The organism is Rhodoblastus acidophilus, from assembly GCF_900187365.1.
Lineage (GTDB): Bacteria > Pseudomonadota > Alphaproteobacteria > Rhizobiales > Beijerinckiaceae > Rhodoblastus > Rhodoblastus acidophilus.
In genome coordinates this window covers 22,683-37,176 of record NZ_FYDG01000019.1, presented here as the reverse complement: position 1 = coordinate 37,176, position 14,494 = coordinate 22,683, and the positions used below count along the sequence as shown (strand labels likewise).

Sequence of the window (14,494 nt, the reverse complement as noted above, 5' to 3'; positions counted from 1 at the left end):
TCGACTTTTCGCCCGCCCTCAAAGCCAAGATCGACAATCCCGCGACCGTGCTCTGTCCGATCGACGCGGATCCCGACGTGTTCGCCGACGCCGTGCGCGCCGCCTTCGCCCGCCGCGCAGACGCGATCGGCGTTTCCCTCGCCCAATCCTGGGCCGAGGCGGCGCGGGCGCATCTCGCCTTCTATGACACGCTGGGCGGCGGGAACGCTGCGGATCGATTCAGCGCATGACGATGAGTCCCAGCTCCAAGACGCGTCTGGCCAATACGCTTTTGCGTCTGTTGCCGCTGGGCGCGAAACTTTTGCTCACGCTTTACATGGGCAAATATTTGTCGCTGGCCGATATGGGCGTCTATGGGCTGGCGTTCGGGGTGGTCACGGTGCTGCGCGCCGTGCTGGGCCAGGGTTTTGACTATATTGTGACGCGAGACGTTGTCGGCGCGACGCCGCTGACCGCGCTTCACAAGATGCGCGATCAGGCGCTGCTGTATTCGATCAATTACGGCGTGCTGATTTTATTGGCGATCCTCGGCGTCATCACCCACACGATTACGATATCGCCCCAACTCGTCATGATCACGGTGCTGCTGACGATCGTGGAGGGCTACGCCAGCGCGTTGTATGACAACGCCAATTCCATGAACCAGCAGCTCCTGGCCAATGTCATCTTCTTCATTCGGGCGGCGTTCGTGTTTCCCGTCGTGCTGCTCGGCTGGCTCTATCCCTCCCTGCGCACGGCGGAGGTCGTGCTGTCGGCGTGGTTGATTGGCGCGACGCTGGCCGTCGCGCTGAATCTCGTGCTGTGGCGGGCGATGCCGTGGGGCGAGGCCTTGCGCAGGCCCGTGGATTGGGGCTGGATCCGGCGCGGTCTCAAGAAATGCTGGCCGATCTGGCTGGGCGGCATAGGCGCCACGGCCGGCTTGTTCGTCGACCGCTTCCTGGTTGAACGCTTTCTCACGCTCGACGACGTCGGCGTTCTCACCTTCTTCTTTTCCTTCGCCAACGCGCTGGGCAATCTGATGCAAAGCAGCGTGCTGGCCTTCGCCTATCCGCGCCTGATCGCCCTGCACAGAGAAGGCGAAACGGACATGTTCCGGCGTGAGGCGCGGCAGGCGATCCAGCAAATGGCGGTGATCGGCGGCGGCATGGCGCTGCTGTTCGCCATCGCGGTTCCGATCCTGGGCTCTTATACCGGGCGGCCCCTGATCATGGACAGCGCCACGACGCTTTGGCTAATGCTGCTGGGCGTCTGGATTCGCCTGAATTCGGAAATGCTCAATTTCGTGCTGTACGCCCGCAATCAGGACCGCGCGATCTGGCTGGGCAATCTGTTGTTCCTGATCCCGGCGGTCGGCGGCAACGCCGTGCTGGTCCCGCTGGTCGGCCTGCCCGGCGTGGGCTGGGCCTCCATTCTGGCCGCGGTCTACATTTTCATCTGGCGCTGGCGCCACATCCATGAAGACCGCGAGCAGAGAATTTTCTTCTACGCCGGCTGAGCGACGACGGCCGGAAACCCCGGCGCCGCGCGGCGCCTTGCGCGCGATAAATCGAACGATTTCAACCCTTCTGGCCGCCGCTGATTTACGCACGTCATGCGTGTATTGAGGGCGCGCGCGATCTGAACACATTTGTGTCACATCGCCCTGAATCGGGGCCGGGAAATACGGAGTCCATCGCCGCGCCCCGCGCGCGCCGCCTGAGAAGCCGACGCGACACCCCCGAGAACTAATGATTATAAAACAATATCTTATGAAGATATTTCCGCAGGGAGAAGGCGCCCCGGCCGAGGGGGTTCGGACGGCCTTACCGCCTTAGGAAAGCCAAAAAGCGCTTGGCTGAGTATATGATTTCCTGTACACACGCTATGGTTGCGCTCTCGCCGATTGTTCCGGTTGATTCGGGAGCTCTGCGCCCAACGACCCATCACGAATTTGAGGTTGCCCTATGGCTGATTACACACCGAACCTGAACGCCGCCTGGTCGGCGATCTCTGGCCAAGCGAACGCCACGCTGGATGCGGCCAGCCTCGCGGTCTACAACGCCGGCCTGAACAACGGCACGTTGACCATGGCTCAGGTCTACACCGCGCTCGAGTCCGAACCCTTCGTTCAGAACATCACCAACCCGATCATCCGTCTTTATCAGGCCGCCTTCGGCCGCTTGCCAGACACCGACGGCCTGAACGTGTGGGTCGACCATCTCGCGCACAACCCGAATTCGTTCAGCTGGATGGTGAGCCAGTTCGCCTATGGCACTGAATTCCAAGCTATTTTCGGCGTTGACGGCTCCGCCACGATCAACACCGCGGTGATCACCCAATTCTACAACAACTTCCTGAACCGCGCTCCGACGGCTGGGGAAGTGGCCAACTGGGTCGGCTCCGGCATGAGCGTGGCCAACGCCCTTGCGCTCTGCGTGAACTCCACTGAATTCGCCAATGGCGTCTCCTCCGGCATTTCGGCTTACCAGAGCCTGCTCGGCGCCGGCACGCCTCCGTCGGGCGGCACGCTGTTCACGCTCAACACCCAGGTGGCGCAGACCTTCACGCTCACCACCGGCATTGACAGCGGCTCGGCCTTCACCGGCGGCAACGGCAACGATCTCTTCGACGCCACCAAGGGCGCGGGCGGCGTGGCCACTTTGACCCCCCTGGACTCGATCGACGGCGGCGCCGGCGTCAACACCCTCAATGCCTCGCAAACGGCGGGCATCTCTCTGACGGCCAGCACCACCGTCAAGAACATCCAGACCGCCAACCTGACCAGCTCGAGCACCGTGGCCGCCGACACCTCGGCTTGGACCGGCCTGACCACCGAGAACGTGGTTTCCGTTGGCGGCGAAACCCTGTCGCTGGGCAGCAAGACTGCTCTGAAGGCCGTGGACACGGCGCTGGCGGCCGGCGCCATCACCGTTGACGGCGGAACCTCCGTCAATATCGCCGCGACCGGCGCGACCACCGGCACGATTACGGTTGGCACGACCACGGCGCCGACCGGCGCGGTGACGATCTCGAACACGTCGACCGGCAACGTCACCATGGGCGCGATCGACGTCCACGGCGGCGCCACCGTCACCATCACCCAGGCCAATGGCAACGCGGTCAACACGACCACGACCATGGGCGCCGTGACCGTGACCGGCACGGCCAACACCACCGCCGTCATCGTGAACAACGCCGCGCCGGCGACCGCCTCCGGCACTGTGGCGGGCGTCGCCGAAAGCACCGTCGCCATCAACGACGTCAACGCCGGCTCCACCACCACGGCCGGCACGATCGCCGCCGCCTCCGTCAGCGGCTACACCGCGCTGAGCATCGCCGACACCGCCCTGACCACCCTGAGCGTGGCCAACGGCTCCGGCAACATCATCATCGACAACAGCGGTCTGACCACGCCGACCAACAAGACCCTCGGTCTGACGGTCAACGGCCTGACCGGCGGCACCCTGGATGACGCCGACGTCTACACGACGTTGAACGTCACCACGACCGGCGCCAACTCGACCCTGGCCAACATCACCGAAGGCGCCGTGACGGCCCTGACGGTGGCGGGAACCAAGGGCCTGACGCTGACCTCCACGGCTGGCCTGAGCGCCCTGAAGACCGTGGCCGTCTCCGGTTCCGCCGGCCTGACCGCCGACCTTTCCGGCTCCACGGTGACGGACGTGAACGCCTCCGCCACCTCTGGCGCGATGACTGTGACCGTCGACATCAGCAAGGCGACCTATGAAGGCGGTTCGGGCGCCGACAAGGTGACCTTGTCCAACACCGCCGCGACCAAAGCCGTGACCCTCGGCGATGGCGACGACACTCTGATCCTCACCAACGGCACATTGCCGACGGCTGCGATCTCTGCCGGCAATGGCACCGACACGCTGCAGATGACTGGCGCCAATGCGGCGACCGCCTCCGGCTCCGCCGCCTTTGCCGCCGTGGTGACCGGTTTTGAGCACCTGACCCTGACTGGCGCGACGAACCAGACGATTGATCTGGCGGCTCTGGGCAACCTCAACTATGTGTCGGCTTCTGGCGGCAACGGGTTGACGCTCAACAACTATGCGGCGAATGGCACGTTGGTGCTGACCGGCGCCGGCACCGCCTACACCGCCAACCTGGCCACCGCCACCGGTTCCAGCGACGTGCTCAACGTCACCCTGACCGACGGGTCTAACGCTGGCGTCGCCTTTGCCACCACGGGTCTCACCGCCGCCGGCGTCGAAACCCTGAACATCACCACGGCCGACACGCAGACGACGCCCACCGGCGGCTTCAATGACACTCTGACGGTTCTGGGCAACAGCGCAAAGGCCATCACGGTCGCCGGCAACGCCGGCCTGACCTTGACCGCGACCGACACGGCCCTGACCAGCCTGGACGCCAGCGGCATCAGCCTCGGCGGGTTCACCTTCACCTCCGGCGCCCTGGCGGCGGCGGCGGCGATCAAGGGCAGCGCCACCGGAACCAATACTGTGGACTTCAGTGCGGCCACTGGCGGCGCTGTGACCTACACCGGCGGCACGGGCTCCGACGTCATCACCGCGACCAACGGCAAGGCGGACATCATCCACCTTGGCGGCGGCGCCACCAACAACACGGTGACCGGCGACACTGGCAACTACGCCATCGACAGCACCGCGACCGGCACTGACTCGGTGACGGTGACCACGGGCAACAACACCGTCAGCCTGGGCGATGGCGCCAACACCTTCACGGCGACCATCGGCAACAACGTCTATACCGGCGGTGCCGGCGTGGACACCGTGACTTTGGGCAGCGCAACACTGAGTGGCGTCAACACCATCACCACCGGAACCGGCGCGGACGTTGTGACCTTTGCGGGTGTGACGGCTAACGGCAACAGCTACAGCACGATCACCGACGCCCACGCCAGCCTGCAGATCGTATTTACCGATGCAGGCCAGATCTCCGGCACGACGGCCTGGACATCCGCCAAGGTTGCCCTCGCCGATACGGCTGTCTTCCAGGATTACCTGGATGCGGCGACGGTTGGCGACGGCTCCACCAACGCCAAGTTGGGTTGGTTCCAATACAACGGCAACACTTATGTCGTGGAAGACAACTCCGCGGCTACGACCTTCCAGAACGCCGGCGACTCGGTCGTCAAGCTGACGGGTCTGGTGGATCTGAGCACGGCGACCTTCGTCGCGACGGCCACTACCTCCGGCGCCCTCACGCTGGTCTAACCAAAGAAGAGGAGAAATCCTCTTCGAAGATCCCGTAAACTTCGATCCCGCCCCTCAAAAGGGGCGGGATTTTTGATTTCAAGGGTGAGGCGTCGGACAAAAGGCGCGTGCGGACAAGAGCCAAACAGGAGGACGACCAATGAGCGACTGGACCGCCGGTTACGTGGCCGACATCGGCTATACCTATGGCTATTACGCCGAACTGAACCCGGTGCAGGCGCAGCTTGCGCTTCTCAACCAGGGGCTGGTCTGTCCGCAAATCGGCGCCGCCTGCGAACTCGGCTTCGGCCAGGGCCTTTCCGCCAACATTCACGCCGCCGCCGGACCGGCGCGATGGCATGGCGCCGATTTCAACCCCAGCCAGGCCGGCTTCGCCCAGGAGCTCGCCGCCGCCTCGGGGTCAGGGGCCGCGCTGTATGACGACGCTTTCGCCGATTTCGCCAACCGCCCCGATCTGCCCGACTTCGACTACATCTGCCTGCACGGCATCTGGAGCTGGATCAGCGACGAAAACCGCCAGGTCATCGTCGATTTCGTCCGCAAGAAGCTCAAAGTGGGGGGCGTGCTCTACATCAGCTACAACACGCTGCCGGGTTGGGCCGCCTTCGCGCCGATGCGCCATCTGATGACCGAACATGCGGACGTGCTGGGGTCGGAAGGCCGGGGCATTGTCAGCCGCATCGACGGCGCCATCGATTTCGCCGAAAAGCTGCTGGCCTCCAACCCCCTGTTCAGTCGCGCCAACCCGCAGGTGGGCGAGCGGCTGAAGCAGTTGAAGGCGCACAACAGGCATTATCTGGCGCACGAATATTTCAATCGCGACTGGCATCCCATGCACTTCGCCACCATGGCCAAATGGCTGGAAGGCGCCAAGGTTCAGTATGCCGGCTCCGCGCACTATCTCGACCATATCGACGCGGTGAACCTCACGGCCGAGCAACAGGCCTTCCTTAAGGAGATCCCCGACGCCATGTTCCGCGAGACCACGCGCGACTTCATGGTCAACCAGCAGTTCCGCCGCGACTATTGGGTGAAGGGGGCGCGGCGGCTCAACGCCCTCGAGCAGGCCGAGGCGCTGCGCGCCCAAAGAGTCGTCCTGGCCAGCCCGCGCGCGGATGTCTCGCTGAAGGTCAAGGGCGCCGTGGGCGAAGCCAACATGAGCGAAGCCATTTACGCCCCGATCCTCGACCTGATGGCCGACCACAAGATCAGAACCCTCGGCCAGATCGAACAGGGGGTCAAAGGCGTCGGTCTGGCGCAGGTCACACAGGCCGCCATGGTGCTGGCCAGCTCCGGCCATCTGGCGCTGGCGCAGGACGAGTCGGTGATCGGCAAGGTCAGGAAGCAGACCGACCGGCTCAACGCCCATCTCTGCAACAAGGCCCGGGGCGGCAACGACATCGGCTTCCTGGCCAGCCCGGTCGCCGGCGGCGGCTTTGCGGTCAACCGCTTCCAGCAATTGTTCCTGTTGAGCGCCTCCCAGCACAGGAAGCAGCCTGCCGAATGGGCGAAGCACGCCTGGCAGATTCTTGGCGCGCAAGGCCAGAAACTGGTCAAGGACGGCAAGGCCCTGGAAACCGCCGAGGAGAATCTCGCCGAACTCAGCGCGCAGGCGCAGACCTTCGCCGACAAGAACCTGCCGATTTTGAAAGCGCTGCAGATCGCCTGAAACGCTTGCGCCCTGCCCTTCTCGCGGAGGGGCAGGGTTTTGCACGCGGTTCATCTGAACTTGATCAAGGAACTGATATCCAGCAGAGGCGAAATATTCGCCTGTCCGGCTTGCGCGTCTTGGGGCGCGGTTTCGCCGCCAATTTGCAATTGCGGCGTGACATCCGTGGACATCAAGATCCTAAGAGCGTCATCCATGATTTCGATATGCTCATCCAGCAAATCGATTTTCTGAAGACATGCGGAGATCCGGCGCGCGACGACGATCTCCATCAGATTTTCACCTGAGGCGTTGCGAAAACGCTCCTTGAACGACTTCGCCTGCTCAAGGGCTGCTTCAAAGCTCTGTCGATGGCGCGCCGCATCGGATCGGGACGACGCCAAAATTCTTGCCGTCGCCGGCAGGATATCGGACGGCCGCCATGCGCCGGACGCATTGAGTTTGAGCAAGGCCTGATCAAAAGCGACCGACAGGATCTCGATCGTCTTGGCCTGGCGCGGGTCGCCCGAGGCTTGATCGCCTATTTCTCCGGTTTCGTCATAGCGGCGACGGCGCAGCGGATCCGACAGGACGTCATAGGCGGTCTTGAGTTCATGGAACGCTTCGGCGGATCCCCCGCCGTCGGGGTGACAACTTCTCACCTTTTTCCGAAACGCGCGCCGGATCGCCGCGAGATTGGCGTCGGGCTGAACGCCCAGAAGGACATAGAGATCGCTCACGCTTGGTCCCGCATGTTGGCTTGCGCCGCGAACAGACATTTTGCGCATCTTCGCGGAAGCCGATGCGGGTTTCCAGCGCGGTCCCGCTGCATAAACGGTCGTTTTCGCAACAATGCGCCGTTCCCTCGCCCCGCCTGTCCCATCAAGGGCTTGCATTTGCGCAATCCTGTTGCCAATTTATCGCATTTGGCAACAGAAGACGCAACACACATGCTGCTCGGCTACGCCCGCATTTCCAAAACCGAGACCCAGGAAACCGCCGCGCAAATCCGCGCCCTCAAACAGGCGGGATGCGAAAAATTGTTCGAGGAAGCCGCCTCGGGCGGGCGGTGGGACCGGCCCGAGCTGCATCGACTGCTCGACCAATTTCGCGCCGGGGACACGCTGGTGGTGTGGAAGCTCGATCGCCTGTCGCGCTCGCTCAAAGACCTGATCGTCATCCTCGAGCGCATCGAGGCCGCCGGCGGCAAATTCCTCTCTCTGACTGAAGCGATCGACACGTCTGGTCCCGCTGGCCGGATGATGATGCACATGCTCGGCGCGTTTGCCGAATTCGAACGCGAAATGATCCGCGAACGCACCCGCGCCGGACTGCATGAAGCGCGCGAAAAGGGCCGGGTTCCCGGTCGAAAGCCGAAACTCACCGCCGAACAATGCCGGGAAATCCTGGACGCCGTCAGATCAGGCCGAAAATCCGCCGCCGAAATGGCCCGCATCTTCAAGATTCACCGCTCAACCATCTCCCGTCTCATCTCGAAAGAGCGGGCGGTCAAAAAGCCTGAAAGGTTTTAGACTGTTGAAAAAAGACGTGCTTCTTCGTTCCCTTCGTGAGTTCGAACGGTTTCCACCCTTTCTTATCGGAAAGCCTTGTGCGGCGAAGCCGCGCCTATTGGGGTCGGGTGCGCAATCCGATTTCCTGTGATTTTGAGGTGCGCATTTCAGAGTGTGGAACGCGTTTCACACGTTCTCCACATAGGCTTCTGGAAGAAGCAATATCCGTGGACTCTACTTTTTTGCACCCTCCCCCGGCTGACGCCGACCGCGCCGTCTGCTTTCGTCCGCGCGCGATCCAAACCATCCACTCCCTTGAAACGATCCGCACCACATTGGACAGGTTCGGCCGCTTGTCGCGCCGGCGCTCCTCAATGGTCACAAGACCTTCGCGCGCCGCATAGCGCAGCGCGTTGCGCGCGGTCGTGATCCCGACGCCGGCGCGCGCGGAAATCTCGCCCAGGGTGAGGCGGCATTGCTTACGGTCGCGCACCTCGTCGGCGACGATCCGCAGCACCGCGAGTTCACCGGTTGTGAACAGGCAGGCCAGGGCCGGCGGCATCGGGCCGGAACAGGCCAGCCGCCGCCGCCGCTCGATCGACGCCCGCCGGTTTTGTGAAACCGGCGTCTTGCGCTTGGGCGGAAAATAGCTCGGCCGGCCCTGCGCCTTCGCCGCGGCGCTCACATTTGGCGCGCGCGCGGCGACCGTGTCGGCGCCGCGCACCTCTTTCTTCCGGCGCTCCAGCATCTCGGCCAGCGTCGCCGCCTGGTCGTCGGTCAGCTTCCCCTCGGCCCAATCGCTCCAAATGGTGCGAGCGGCTCCGTCGAGCATGGATAGGGATTTTGTGCCGCTGATCGCAGCCAAATGGACTGCGGCGGCATGTGCGCGTGTCATCGTCTCTCCGTTCGGGTTGCCCGCTCGGAAAGGGCCGAAATCCGGCGCAAAAAATCTCATCAGCGGAAACGATGCTTCCGCTTGACTTCAATCTAGATTTTGGGGAAACTCAGGTCACCACAACTTGAGATTTTCCCCGGTTCGCCGGGACACCGGCCCGCCTTCCAAGGCGGGTTTTGTGTTTTCTAGGGTCTGTCCTTTGGTTGTCGACTCAACCGCAAATCAGCGAGTCGAAGCGGAATCCTAGCTGTTTTGGCCGCTGCCGCAACTTGGCGCTGTTCGCCCGGCCATAAACAACGCAATAAACGGCACGGTGCCGCCATATTACCATAATGCAATTAGACCATTACAATGGCGCACACTGATACCACTGTAATGGTATCAACGTTTGTCGTGGTGCCGCATCTGCTCGACGTAGGAACGCAATACCGCGTTGATTTTCGTCTGATAGCCCCGGCCCTGACTGCGAAAGAAGTCCATAACCTCGCGGTCAACCCGCATGTTGAGAACCGCCTTTGGCTGCGGCAATTCGACTGATGCTTGCGCCCAGTCAACAATCATACCGGCCTCGTCGTTATCCTCGGCAATAACGCTTTCAACCTCGTCTGCGCTCATTGCTGCGGCACGCGCCCAATCGCTTTGACTCTCGCCGCGCGCCTGCTTGGCGCGCAGTTCATCAGCCGTGTGCCTCTCGATATGATCTTTCTTCGCCATCGCGCGCCCTCCTGAACGAAATGATCCGACGGCTTTGATCGCGCCATGTCCACACGAGGGAATAGAACTTCCCATGGATCATGGCGGTTGTCACAAACCGCGCCTCAACGGGATAATTAGAAGGGGCAGTTACGCTCGCCCTTCCGTCAAACATCAAAACCGCGTCCACAAAGTCGAGCTTGTGCTTCGCCAGGTTCGTCTGCCGCTTGGCTTCATCCCATTCGAACATTTAGAGCGTACACATTTTGTATATACATATCAAGGAAGCTCATTTTACCACGATGCCACCATACCATGATACCATCATAACTGTATCAGCTTGTCCTGGTAAGGTCGGCAATCGATTTCAGGCCGCGCGCTCGAAACACGGAGTCCAAGCCTTCCATGATCAGCGCATGCATTTTCACGCGTTCCGAAAACGCCAGTTCACGCAATTGCTCATGAACCGCAGGCGGAAGATAAAGCGTCTGCTGTTTGGTGGACTCCTTAGTCGCGCTGCGACGACGGGCGGGTTCGTCCTGCTCGATAGCAGGGACGACTGGCTCACTATGCGAGGCCTCGCGGGTGAGCGGCGTCACAATGCCGGATAAGACAGTTCTACGCGGCTTTGACGACATTTCGCTTTCCCTTCGGCTCAAGCTTGTTTTCAATCCAGATCCAAAGCTGCTTGATTTCGTTAGCAGCAGCTCCCGCCTCGTTAAATTCGGTTACGCCCATGCCTGCGGCCATGGCGTCTTGATGATCTGCTCGGCTGACGATGGGAGGTTCAGCAATCAGCCCCAATGCGGCAAGTCCAGCCCGCGTTTCTTCAACTCGATTGGATCGAGGCGGGCATTGCGTCAGAACGAAAGCGAACGGCTTTTCAAGCCGGATTAAGCTTTGCACAGTCGGCAAGCAGCCGCGTAGATCGGTCGCCGTCGGGCGACACGGAATTAGACATAAATTCGCGGATCGCATGGCGGCATTGACCCCTGGGCTATCAATGCCGGGGGTGTCGATTACGACGAGGTCGTAATTTGCCCCTTTCAGGGTCGCAAGGGCCGTTTCAAGGGCCGTGGCGTCGATCCGCTCGCAGTCTGGGCCTTCCTCAGCTTCCCGGCTTTCAATCCAGTCGCTCAAAGTACCTTGGCGATCCAATTCGAGCATGAACACCCGGCGACCCTGCTGAAAAGCGGCCACGGCTATGGAAGCAGCGGTTGTGCTTTTGCCGCTACCTCCCTTTTGTGTCACGAAAGCAATCACCTGCATGGACACACCCTTGTAATGGTATCATTTTATCAGCGTATAATGGTCTAGTTGCACACCATTAACAATGGGTGAACTGTCGCCCTGTGCGCGTTCCTCACCTGCCGCACGCCTGAAGCCTCGAAATCGTGCTGTGGCTCACATTGTAGCTGCGCGCGATCTCGCGCACCGTCTCGCCTGCGTCGCGGCGCCGGATGACCGAACAGCGCGCGAAACTCTCGGCCAAGACTGATCTTACCAAGGACATCAATTACGGCCTGTCGCGATGGGTCGAGTTCACCCTTTCCTTGACGACGGCCGCATCTGCCTCACCAATAACGCCGCCGAACGCGCCCTGAGGGGCATAGCCGTCGGGCGTCGGAATTGGATCTTCGCAGGTTCGGACGCCGGAGGATGCAGGGCCGCCGCCGTCTTTACGCTCATTGAGACCTGCAAGTTCAACGATGTCGACCCTCAGGCGTGGCTCGCCGATGTCCTGGCGCGCCCGCCGGATCATCCAGCCAAGCAGATCGACGAACTGCTGCCCTGGAATTGGAAGGCCGGCCAGATCGCTGCAACAGCCGCCGCGTAATCGCTGAAACGGTCAAATCCGAGGCTACCTGCGGTGCCGGCCGGATGCGTACCCCTCGGCCAGTTCGAACGCGATCTTATCCGCGAACGCACGCGCCCCGGTCTCGCAGCCGCCGCCGCGCGTGGAATGCGCGGCGGCCGCAAACCCTTGGTGACCCCGGACAAGCTGGAGCGTGCGAAGTCGCTTTTGGCGAAAGGGCTGACAGTGCGCGAAGCGGCGCTGCGCCTCAAGATCGGAAAGACCGCACTCTATGCGGCGCTCAACCCCGAACCCGGTCCCGCATGTTGATCAAAGCAACGAAGTTCACGCTTTGTCCAAAGTAGCGTACAAAAAATCACAAACCTTGAGCTGACCTCAATTACACCACGCCCAGGGACACGACCGAAGCACGCAGAGCGAATAATGCTAGCAGCTAGCTAAATGTTAGCTGCGAGCAAATTGCTACCTGCTAGCTTTTTCTTTAACCAACAGGGCAGCAAGCGCTCGTTCCAACGTCTCAGCGACGGTGATCCTGTGAGCGTCGGCATAATCGTGGAACGCGTCGACGGTGTCGGGATGCAGCCTTGTGGCGAATTGCTTGACCCGTCCCGTCTTAAGCCGGGTCCGGCGCGGCCGGTCCTCCCCGGAGGGCGCCGATTTCGGCGTTTCGTGAAAACCCGCCTTGCGGGTGACCTCAAGGATTTTTTCGACGGGAACGCTCGGCGGCGGAGGGCTCGACAGGTCGTCGTCATCGAAATTGAGTTGCGCGCGATCCCCCATCATGCCGCCGCCTTCTTTTTCAAGGTTTCGATGACGCCTTGCGCGAACGCGAGGGCGTTGTCCCTGGCGGCCTGCAGGCCGCCGACGTCCTTGGCTTCGATCGCGCGCAGGGTTCCGCCAAGGCTGAAAATCGCCCGGAAAGCCGCCCGGTCGACGATCCCCGCCCCGAGGACGGCGGCGCCGTTGGCGGCGAATTGCTGCTCAATGTCCTTGGCGGTCCGCTCCCGGATCACCGCGGCGATGCGGGAGAAAAACAGCCGATAGGGAATCTCGCGCCCGGCGACGCGGCTCATTTGCCGGATCAGCTTGATCGACTTGACCGCCTCCGTCGCATCGAGCACCGACGCCTGCAACGGAACCAGGACCAGATCCGACCGGGCGATCGCAAAACCGATGCGGTCGGTCGCGGTGCCCTCGAGATCCACAATCACGAAATCGGCCTTGGCGCGGGCGTCTTCGATGGTGTCGATGATGGTCTCGGCGGACTGGTCGGCGACGACGGACAATTCCGCCGGCAAGGGCTGCAGCCCCGCCCAGGAGACCAGGGGGTGATTGGGGTCGGCGTCGATCATGATGACGCTGCGCCCGGACGCAACCAATTCGCCCGCCAGAACAACGGCGCTCGTCGTTTTTCCAACGCCGCCCTTCGACGACACAAAGCTGATGACGGGCATGGCCTCTCCAATGGCTAGCTGCTTGCCTGCAACAAGCTGATAAAATGACAGCCATTTTATAATAAATTGCTAGCAGCTCATTAATAGCTAGCAGCTAGCTTTTTGTAAGCTTGATGCTTCGCAGACAGCGCAACCCTGTCAGGATGCAGGCTGTCCCTCGACCGATAGATGGCTCAGACGCTCGGCATAAGCCTGCCCGACCGCCAGATAGCTGAAGTCCGCCAGCAGGCGCTCGCGCGCCTTGTCGCCCCTGGCTCGACCCGAGGCGGGATCGTCGACCAGTTGCGCCATCCATTGCGCCGCGACGGCGACGTCGGGGGCGGCCCACTGCTGCCCCTCCCAGAACGGATACTCGCCCTCGTGAACGGCGACCATGTCATAGGGGACCAAAAACGCCGTTTCGTCGGTGCAAAAATCCATATTGCCGGAATAGGCGGTGGCGATCACCGGCTTGCCCAACGCCATCGCTTCGGCCAGCCCGAAACCGAAGCCCTCGGACCGGTGCAACGACAGGAACGCGTCGCACAGCCACAGCAGCGCCATCATGTCGGGCTCGCGCAACGTGCCGTCGATCACCTGGACCCGGTCGCGCAAGGGCGCGATCGCCGCGTCGAACCGCGCCTTCATGTCCGGCCGATGTTCGGAATTGTTGGTCTTGATGACGAGGCGCACATCCGCATAAGGCCGGCTTTGCAACAGAAGCAGGAAGGCTTCGATCGCCGCGAACGGGTTCTTGCGCTCGAGATAGGACAGGAAGTCAAAGGCGAACAGGAAGACGTAGGCGCTCTCGCCAATCCCGAAATGCCGGCGCGAACGCAGCGCGCGGCGGCGCCCTTCGCAAGCCAGCGGCATATGTGCGACCGGCGTCGTCACCGCCGCGGCGATCGCGTTCCGCGTGAATTCCGAAGCCGCCCAGATTTCATCGAAGCGCATCAACTGCCGCGCCCATGACTCCGGATAAAGCTCAAGCTCCCAGGCGGGATAGATGACATTGCGGCTGCCCGGCGCCATCGCATGGCGGGGGCCGAGCAGGCGAAGCGTCGGCTCGACCTCGTCGCCGTTGACGCAAAAGATGTTGACGCCATCGCCGAGATTTTTGGCGATATACGGCGCCAGTTCGTCCACCAGCCGGGGATCGGGATCTCGCTGCATCTCGTGGACATCGACGATCTGCGCATCGATTCCGGCCTCGCGCAACGCGCGCCACACCGAGCGGATATGCTCGCCCATGCCGATCGGCGCGAAGGGGTGACCGACGACGCGCACGCGGAGATCG

The 14,494-nt window shown here is 62.1% G+C and carries 16 protein-coding genes and 1 pseudogene; 7 read left to right on the top strand and 10 right to left on the bottom strand.

Annotated elements, in window-relative coordinates:
• The 4 genes from CFB24_RS23205 to CFB24_RS19730 all read left to right on the top strand — a co-directional run.
• The coding region (locus CFB24_RS23205; protein WP_210190745.1) for a hypothetical protein at positions 1 to 230 on the top strand (230 nt) is incomplete at its 5' end.
• On the top strand, positions 227 to 1,495 hold the full coding sequence (locus tag CFB24_RS19740) for a lipopolysaccharide biosynthesis protein (protein WP_141098519.1): 1,269 nt from the start codon (positions 227 to 229) through the stop codon (positions 1,493 to 1,495). The genes CFB24_RS23205 and CFB24_RS19740, both read left to right, overlap by 4 nt.
• A 448-nt stretch (positions 1,496 to 1,943) precedes the next feature.
• Entirely contained in the window at positions 1,944 to 5,201 is a 3,258-nt protein-coding gene (locus CFB24_RS19735; RefSeq protein ID WP_088522352.1) for a DUF4214 domain-containing protein, read from the top strand.
• A 139-nt stretch (positions 5,202 to 5,340) separates the two neighbouring features.
• The gene (locus CFB24_RS19730; RefSeq protein ID WP_088522351.1) at positions 5,341 to 6,870 is read left to right on the top strand and encodes a methyltransferase regulatory domain-containing protein; all 1,530 of its coding nucleotides are present in this window, start codon (positions 5,341 to 5,343) and stop codon (positions 6,868 to 6,870) included.
• 50 nt (positions 6,871 to 6,920) lie between these two features.
• Here the strand turns inward: CFB24_RS19730 and CFB24_RS19725 are convergent, their stop codons facing one another.
• Complete coding sequence (locus CFB24_RS19725; RefSeq protein WP_088522350.1) at positions 6,921 to 7,745, bottom strand: J domain-containing protein; 825 nt, start codon at positions 7,743 to 7,745, stop codon at positions 6,921 to 6,923.
• A 54-nt stretch (positions 7,746 to 7,799) separates the two neighbouring features.
• Between CFB24_RS19725 and CFB24_RS19720 the strand changes: the two genes are divergently transcribed.
• The gene (locus CFB24_RS19720; RefSeq protein ID WP_088522349.1) at positions 7,800 to 8,381 is read left to right on the top strand and encodes a recombinase family protein; all 582 of its coding nucleotides are present in this window, start codon (positions 7,800 to 7,802) and stop codon (positions 8,379 to 8,381) included.
• 94 nt (positions 8,382 to 8,475) lie between these two features.
• Here CFB24_RS19720 and CFB24_RS19715 read toward each other — a convergent pair whose 3' ends face one another.
• The 6 genes from CFB24_RS19715 to CFB24_RS24100 all read right to left on the bottom strand — a co-directional run bounded on the left by CFB24_RS19715 (position 8,476) and on the right by CFB24_RS24100 (position 11,461).
• Entirely contained in the window at positions 8,476 to 9,315 is an 840-nt protein-coding gene (locus tag CFB24_RS19715) for a hypothetical protein (RefSeq protein ID WP_141098518.1), read from the bottom strand.
• 321 nt (positions 9,316 to 9,636) lie between these two features.
• Positions 9,637 to 9,969 carry a BrnA antitoxin family protein gene (locus CFB24_RS19710; RefSeq protein ID WP_088522347.1) on the bottom strand — a complete coding sequence of 111 codons (333 nt, stop codon included), beginning with the start codon at positions 9,967 to 9,969 and terminating at the stop codon, positions 9,637 to 9,639.
• Positions 9,932 to 10,198, bottom strand: a complete 267-nt coding sequence (locus CFB24_RS19705; protein WP_088522346.1) for a BrnT family toxin — start codon at positions 10,196 to 10,198, stop codon at positions 9,932 to 9,934. The genes CFB24_RS19710 and CFB24_RS19705 overlap by 38 nt, the downstream gene beginning before the upstream one ends.
• Positions 10,199 to 10,283: 85 nt before the next feature.
• Positions 10,284 to 10,586: a ribbon-helix-helix domain-containing protein gene (locus tag CFB24_RS22740; RefSeq protein ID WP_141098517.1), complete on the bottom strand. Its 303-nt coding sequence runs from the start codon at positions 10,584 to 10,586 to the stop codon at positions 10,284 to 10,286.
• Positions 10,567 to 11,217, bottom strand: coding sequence for a ParA family protein (locus tag CFB24_RS19695; protein WP_088522344.1), 651 nt, complete (start codon positions 11,215 to 11,217; stop codon positions 10,567 to 10,569). Before CFB24_RS19695 ends, CFB24_RS22740 begins: the two co-directional genes overlap by 20 nt.
• Before the next feature lie 94 nt (positions 11,218 to 11,311).
• Entirely contained in the window at positions 11,312 to 11,461 is a 150-nt protein-coding gene (locus CFB24_RS24100; RefSeq protein ID WP_088522343.1) for a helix-turn-helix domain-containing protein, read from the bottom strand.
• Between CFB24_RS24100 and CFB24_RS19685 the strand changes: the two are divergent.
• Both CFB24_RS19685 and CFB24_RS19680 read left to right on the top strand, forming a co-directional pair.
• Positions 11,409 to 11,785: pseudogene (locus CFB24_RS19685) on the top strand (IS66 family transposase); the annotation flags it as partial. The gene CFB24_RS24100 and the pseudogene CFB24_RS19685 overlap by 53 nt on opposite strands.
• 33 nt (positions 11,786 to 11,818) lie before the next feature.
• Complete coding sequence (locus tag CFB24_RS19680; RefSeq protein WP_425332131.1) at positions 11,819 to 12,073, top strand: helix-turn-helix domain-containing protein; 255 nt, start codon at positions 11,819 to 11,821, stop codon at positions 12,071 to 12,073.
• Between the two features lie 153 nt (positions 12,074 to 12,226).
• On the opposite strand, the gene CFB24_RS19675 is transcribed toward CFB24_RS19680, so the two are convergent.
• The 3 genes from CFB24_RS19675 to CFB24_RS19665 all read right to left on the bottom strand — a co-directional run bounded on the left by CFB24_RS19675 (position 12,227) and on the right by CFB24_RS19665 (position 14,484).
• Positions 12,227 to 12,547, bottom strand: a complete 321-nt coding sequence (locus tag CFB24_RS19675; protein WP_088522342.1) for a stability/partitioning determinant — start codon at positions 12,545 to 12,547, stop codon at positions 12,227 to 12,229.
• Complete coding sequence (locus CFB24_RS19670) at positions 12,544 to 13,218, bottom strand: ParA family protein (protein WP_088522341.1); 675 nt, start codon at positions 13,216 to 13,218, stop codon at positions 12,544 to 12,546. Before CFB24_RS19670 ends, CFB24_RS19675 begins: the two co-directional genes overlap by 4 nt.
• 138 nt (positions 13,219 to 13,356) lie before the next feature.
• Positions 13,357 to 14,484, bottom strand: coding sequence for a glycosyltransferase family 4 protein (locus CFB24_RS19665; protein ID WP_158255331.1), 1,128 nt, complete (start codon positions 14,482 to 14,484; stop codon positions 13,357 to 13,359).
• Between the last annotated feature and the right edge of the window lie 10 nt (positions 14,485 to 14,494).

Bases quoted from the DNA above. Each gene is read 5' to 3' on its own strand.
- CFB24_RS19740 (WP_141098519.1), top strand. From the start codon at position 227: ATGACGATGAGTCCCAGCTCCAAGACGCGTCTGGCCAATACGCTTTTG.
- CFB24_RS19735 (WP_088522352.1), top strand. From the start codon at position 1,944: ATGGCTGATTACACACCGAACCTGAACGCCGCCTGGTCGGCGATCTCT.
- CFB24_RS19730 (WP_088522351.1), top strand. From the start codon at position 5,341: ATGAGCGACTGGACCGCCGGTTACGTGGCCGACATCGGCTATACCTAT.
- CFB24_RS19725 (WP_088522350.1), bottom strand. From the start codon at position 7,745: ATGCAAGCCCTTGATGGGACAGGCGGGGCGAGGGAACGGCGCATTGTT.
- CFB24_RS19720 (WP_088522349.1), top strand. From the start codon at position 7,800: ATGCTGCTCGGCTACGCCCGCATTTCCAAAACCGAGACCCAGGAAACC.
- CFB24_RS19715 (WP_141098518.1), bottom strand. From the start codon at position 9,315: ATGAGATTTTTTGCGCCGGATTTCGGCCCTTTCCGAGCGGGCAACCCG.
- CFB24_RS19710 (WP_088522347.1), bottom strand. From the start codon at position 9,969: ATGGCGAAGAAAGATCATATCGAGAGGCACACGGCTGATGAACTGCGC.
- CFB24_RS19705 (WP_088522346.1), bottom strand. From the start codon at position 10,198: ATGTTCGAATGGGATGAAGCCAAGCGGCAGACGAACCTGGCGAAGCAC.
- CFB24_RS22740 (WP_141098517.1), bottom strand. From the start codon at position 10,586: ATGTCGTCAAAGCCGCGTAGAACTGTCTTATCCGGCATTGTGACGCCG.
- CFB24_RS19695 (WP_088522344.1), bottom strand. From the start codon at position 11,217: ATGCAGGTGATTGCTTTCGTGACACAAAAGGGAGGTAGCGGCAAAAGC.
- CFB24_RS24100 (WP_088522343.1), bottom strand. From the start codon at position 11,461: ATGTCCTTGGTAAGATCAGTCTTGGCCGAGAGTTTCGCGCGCTGTTCG.
- CFB24_RS19675 (WP_088522342.1), bottom strand. From the start codon at position 12,547: ATGATGGGGGATCGCGCGCAACTCAATTTCGATGACGACGACCTGTCG.
- CFB24_RS19670 (WP_088522341.1), bottom strand. From the start codon at position 13,218: ATGCCCGTCATCAGCTTTGTGTCGTCGAAGGGCGGCGTTGGAAAAACG.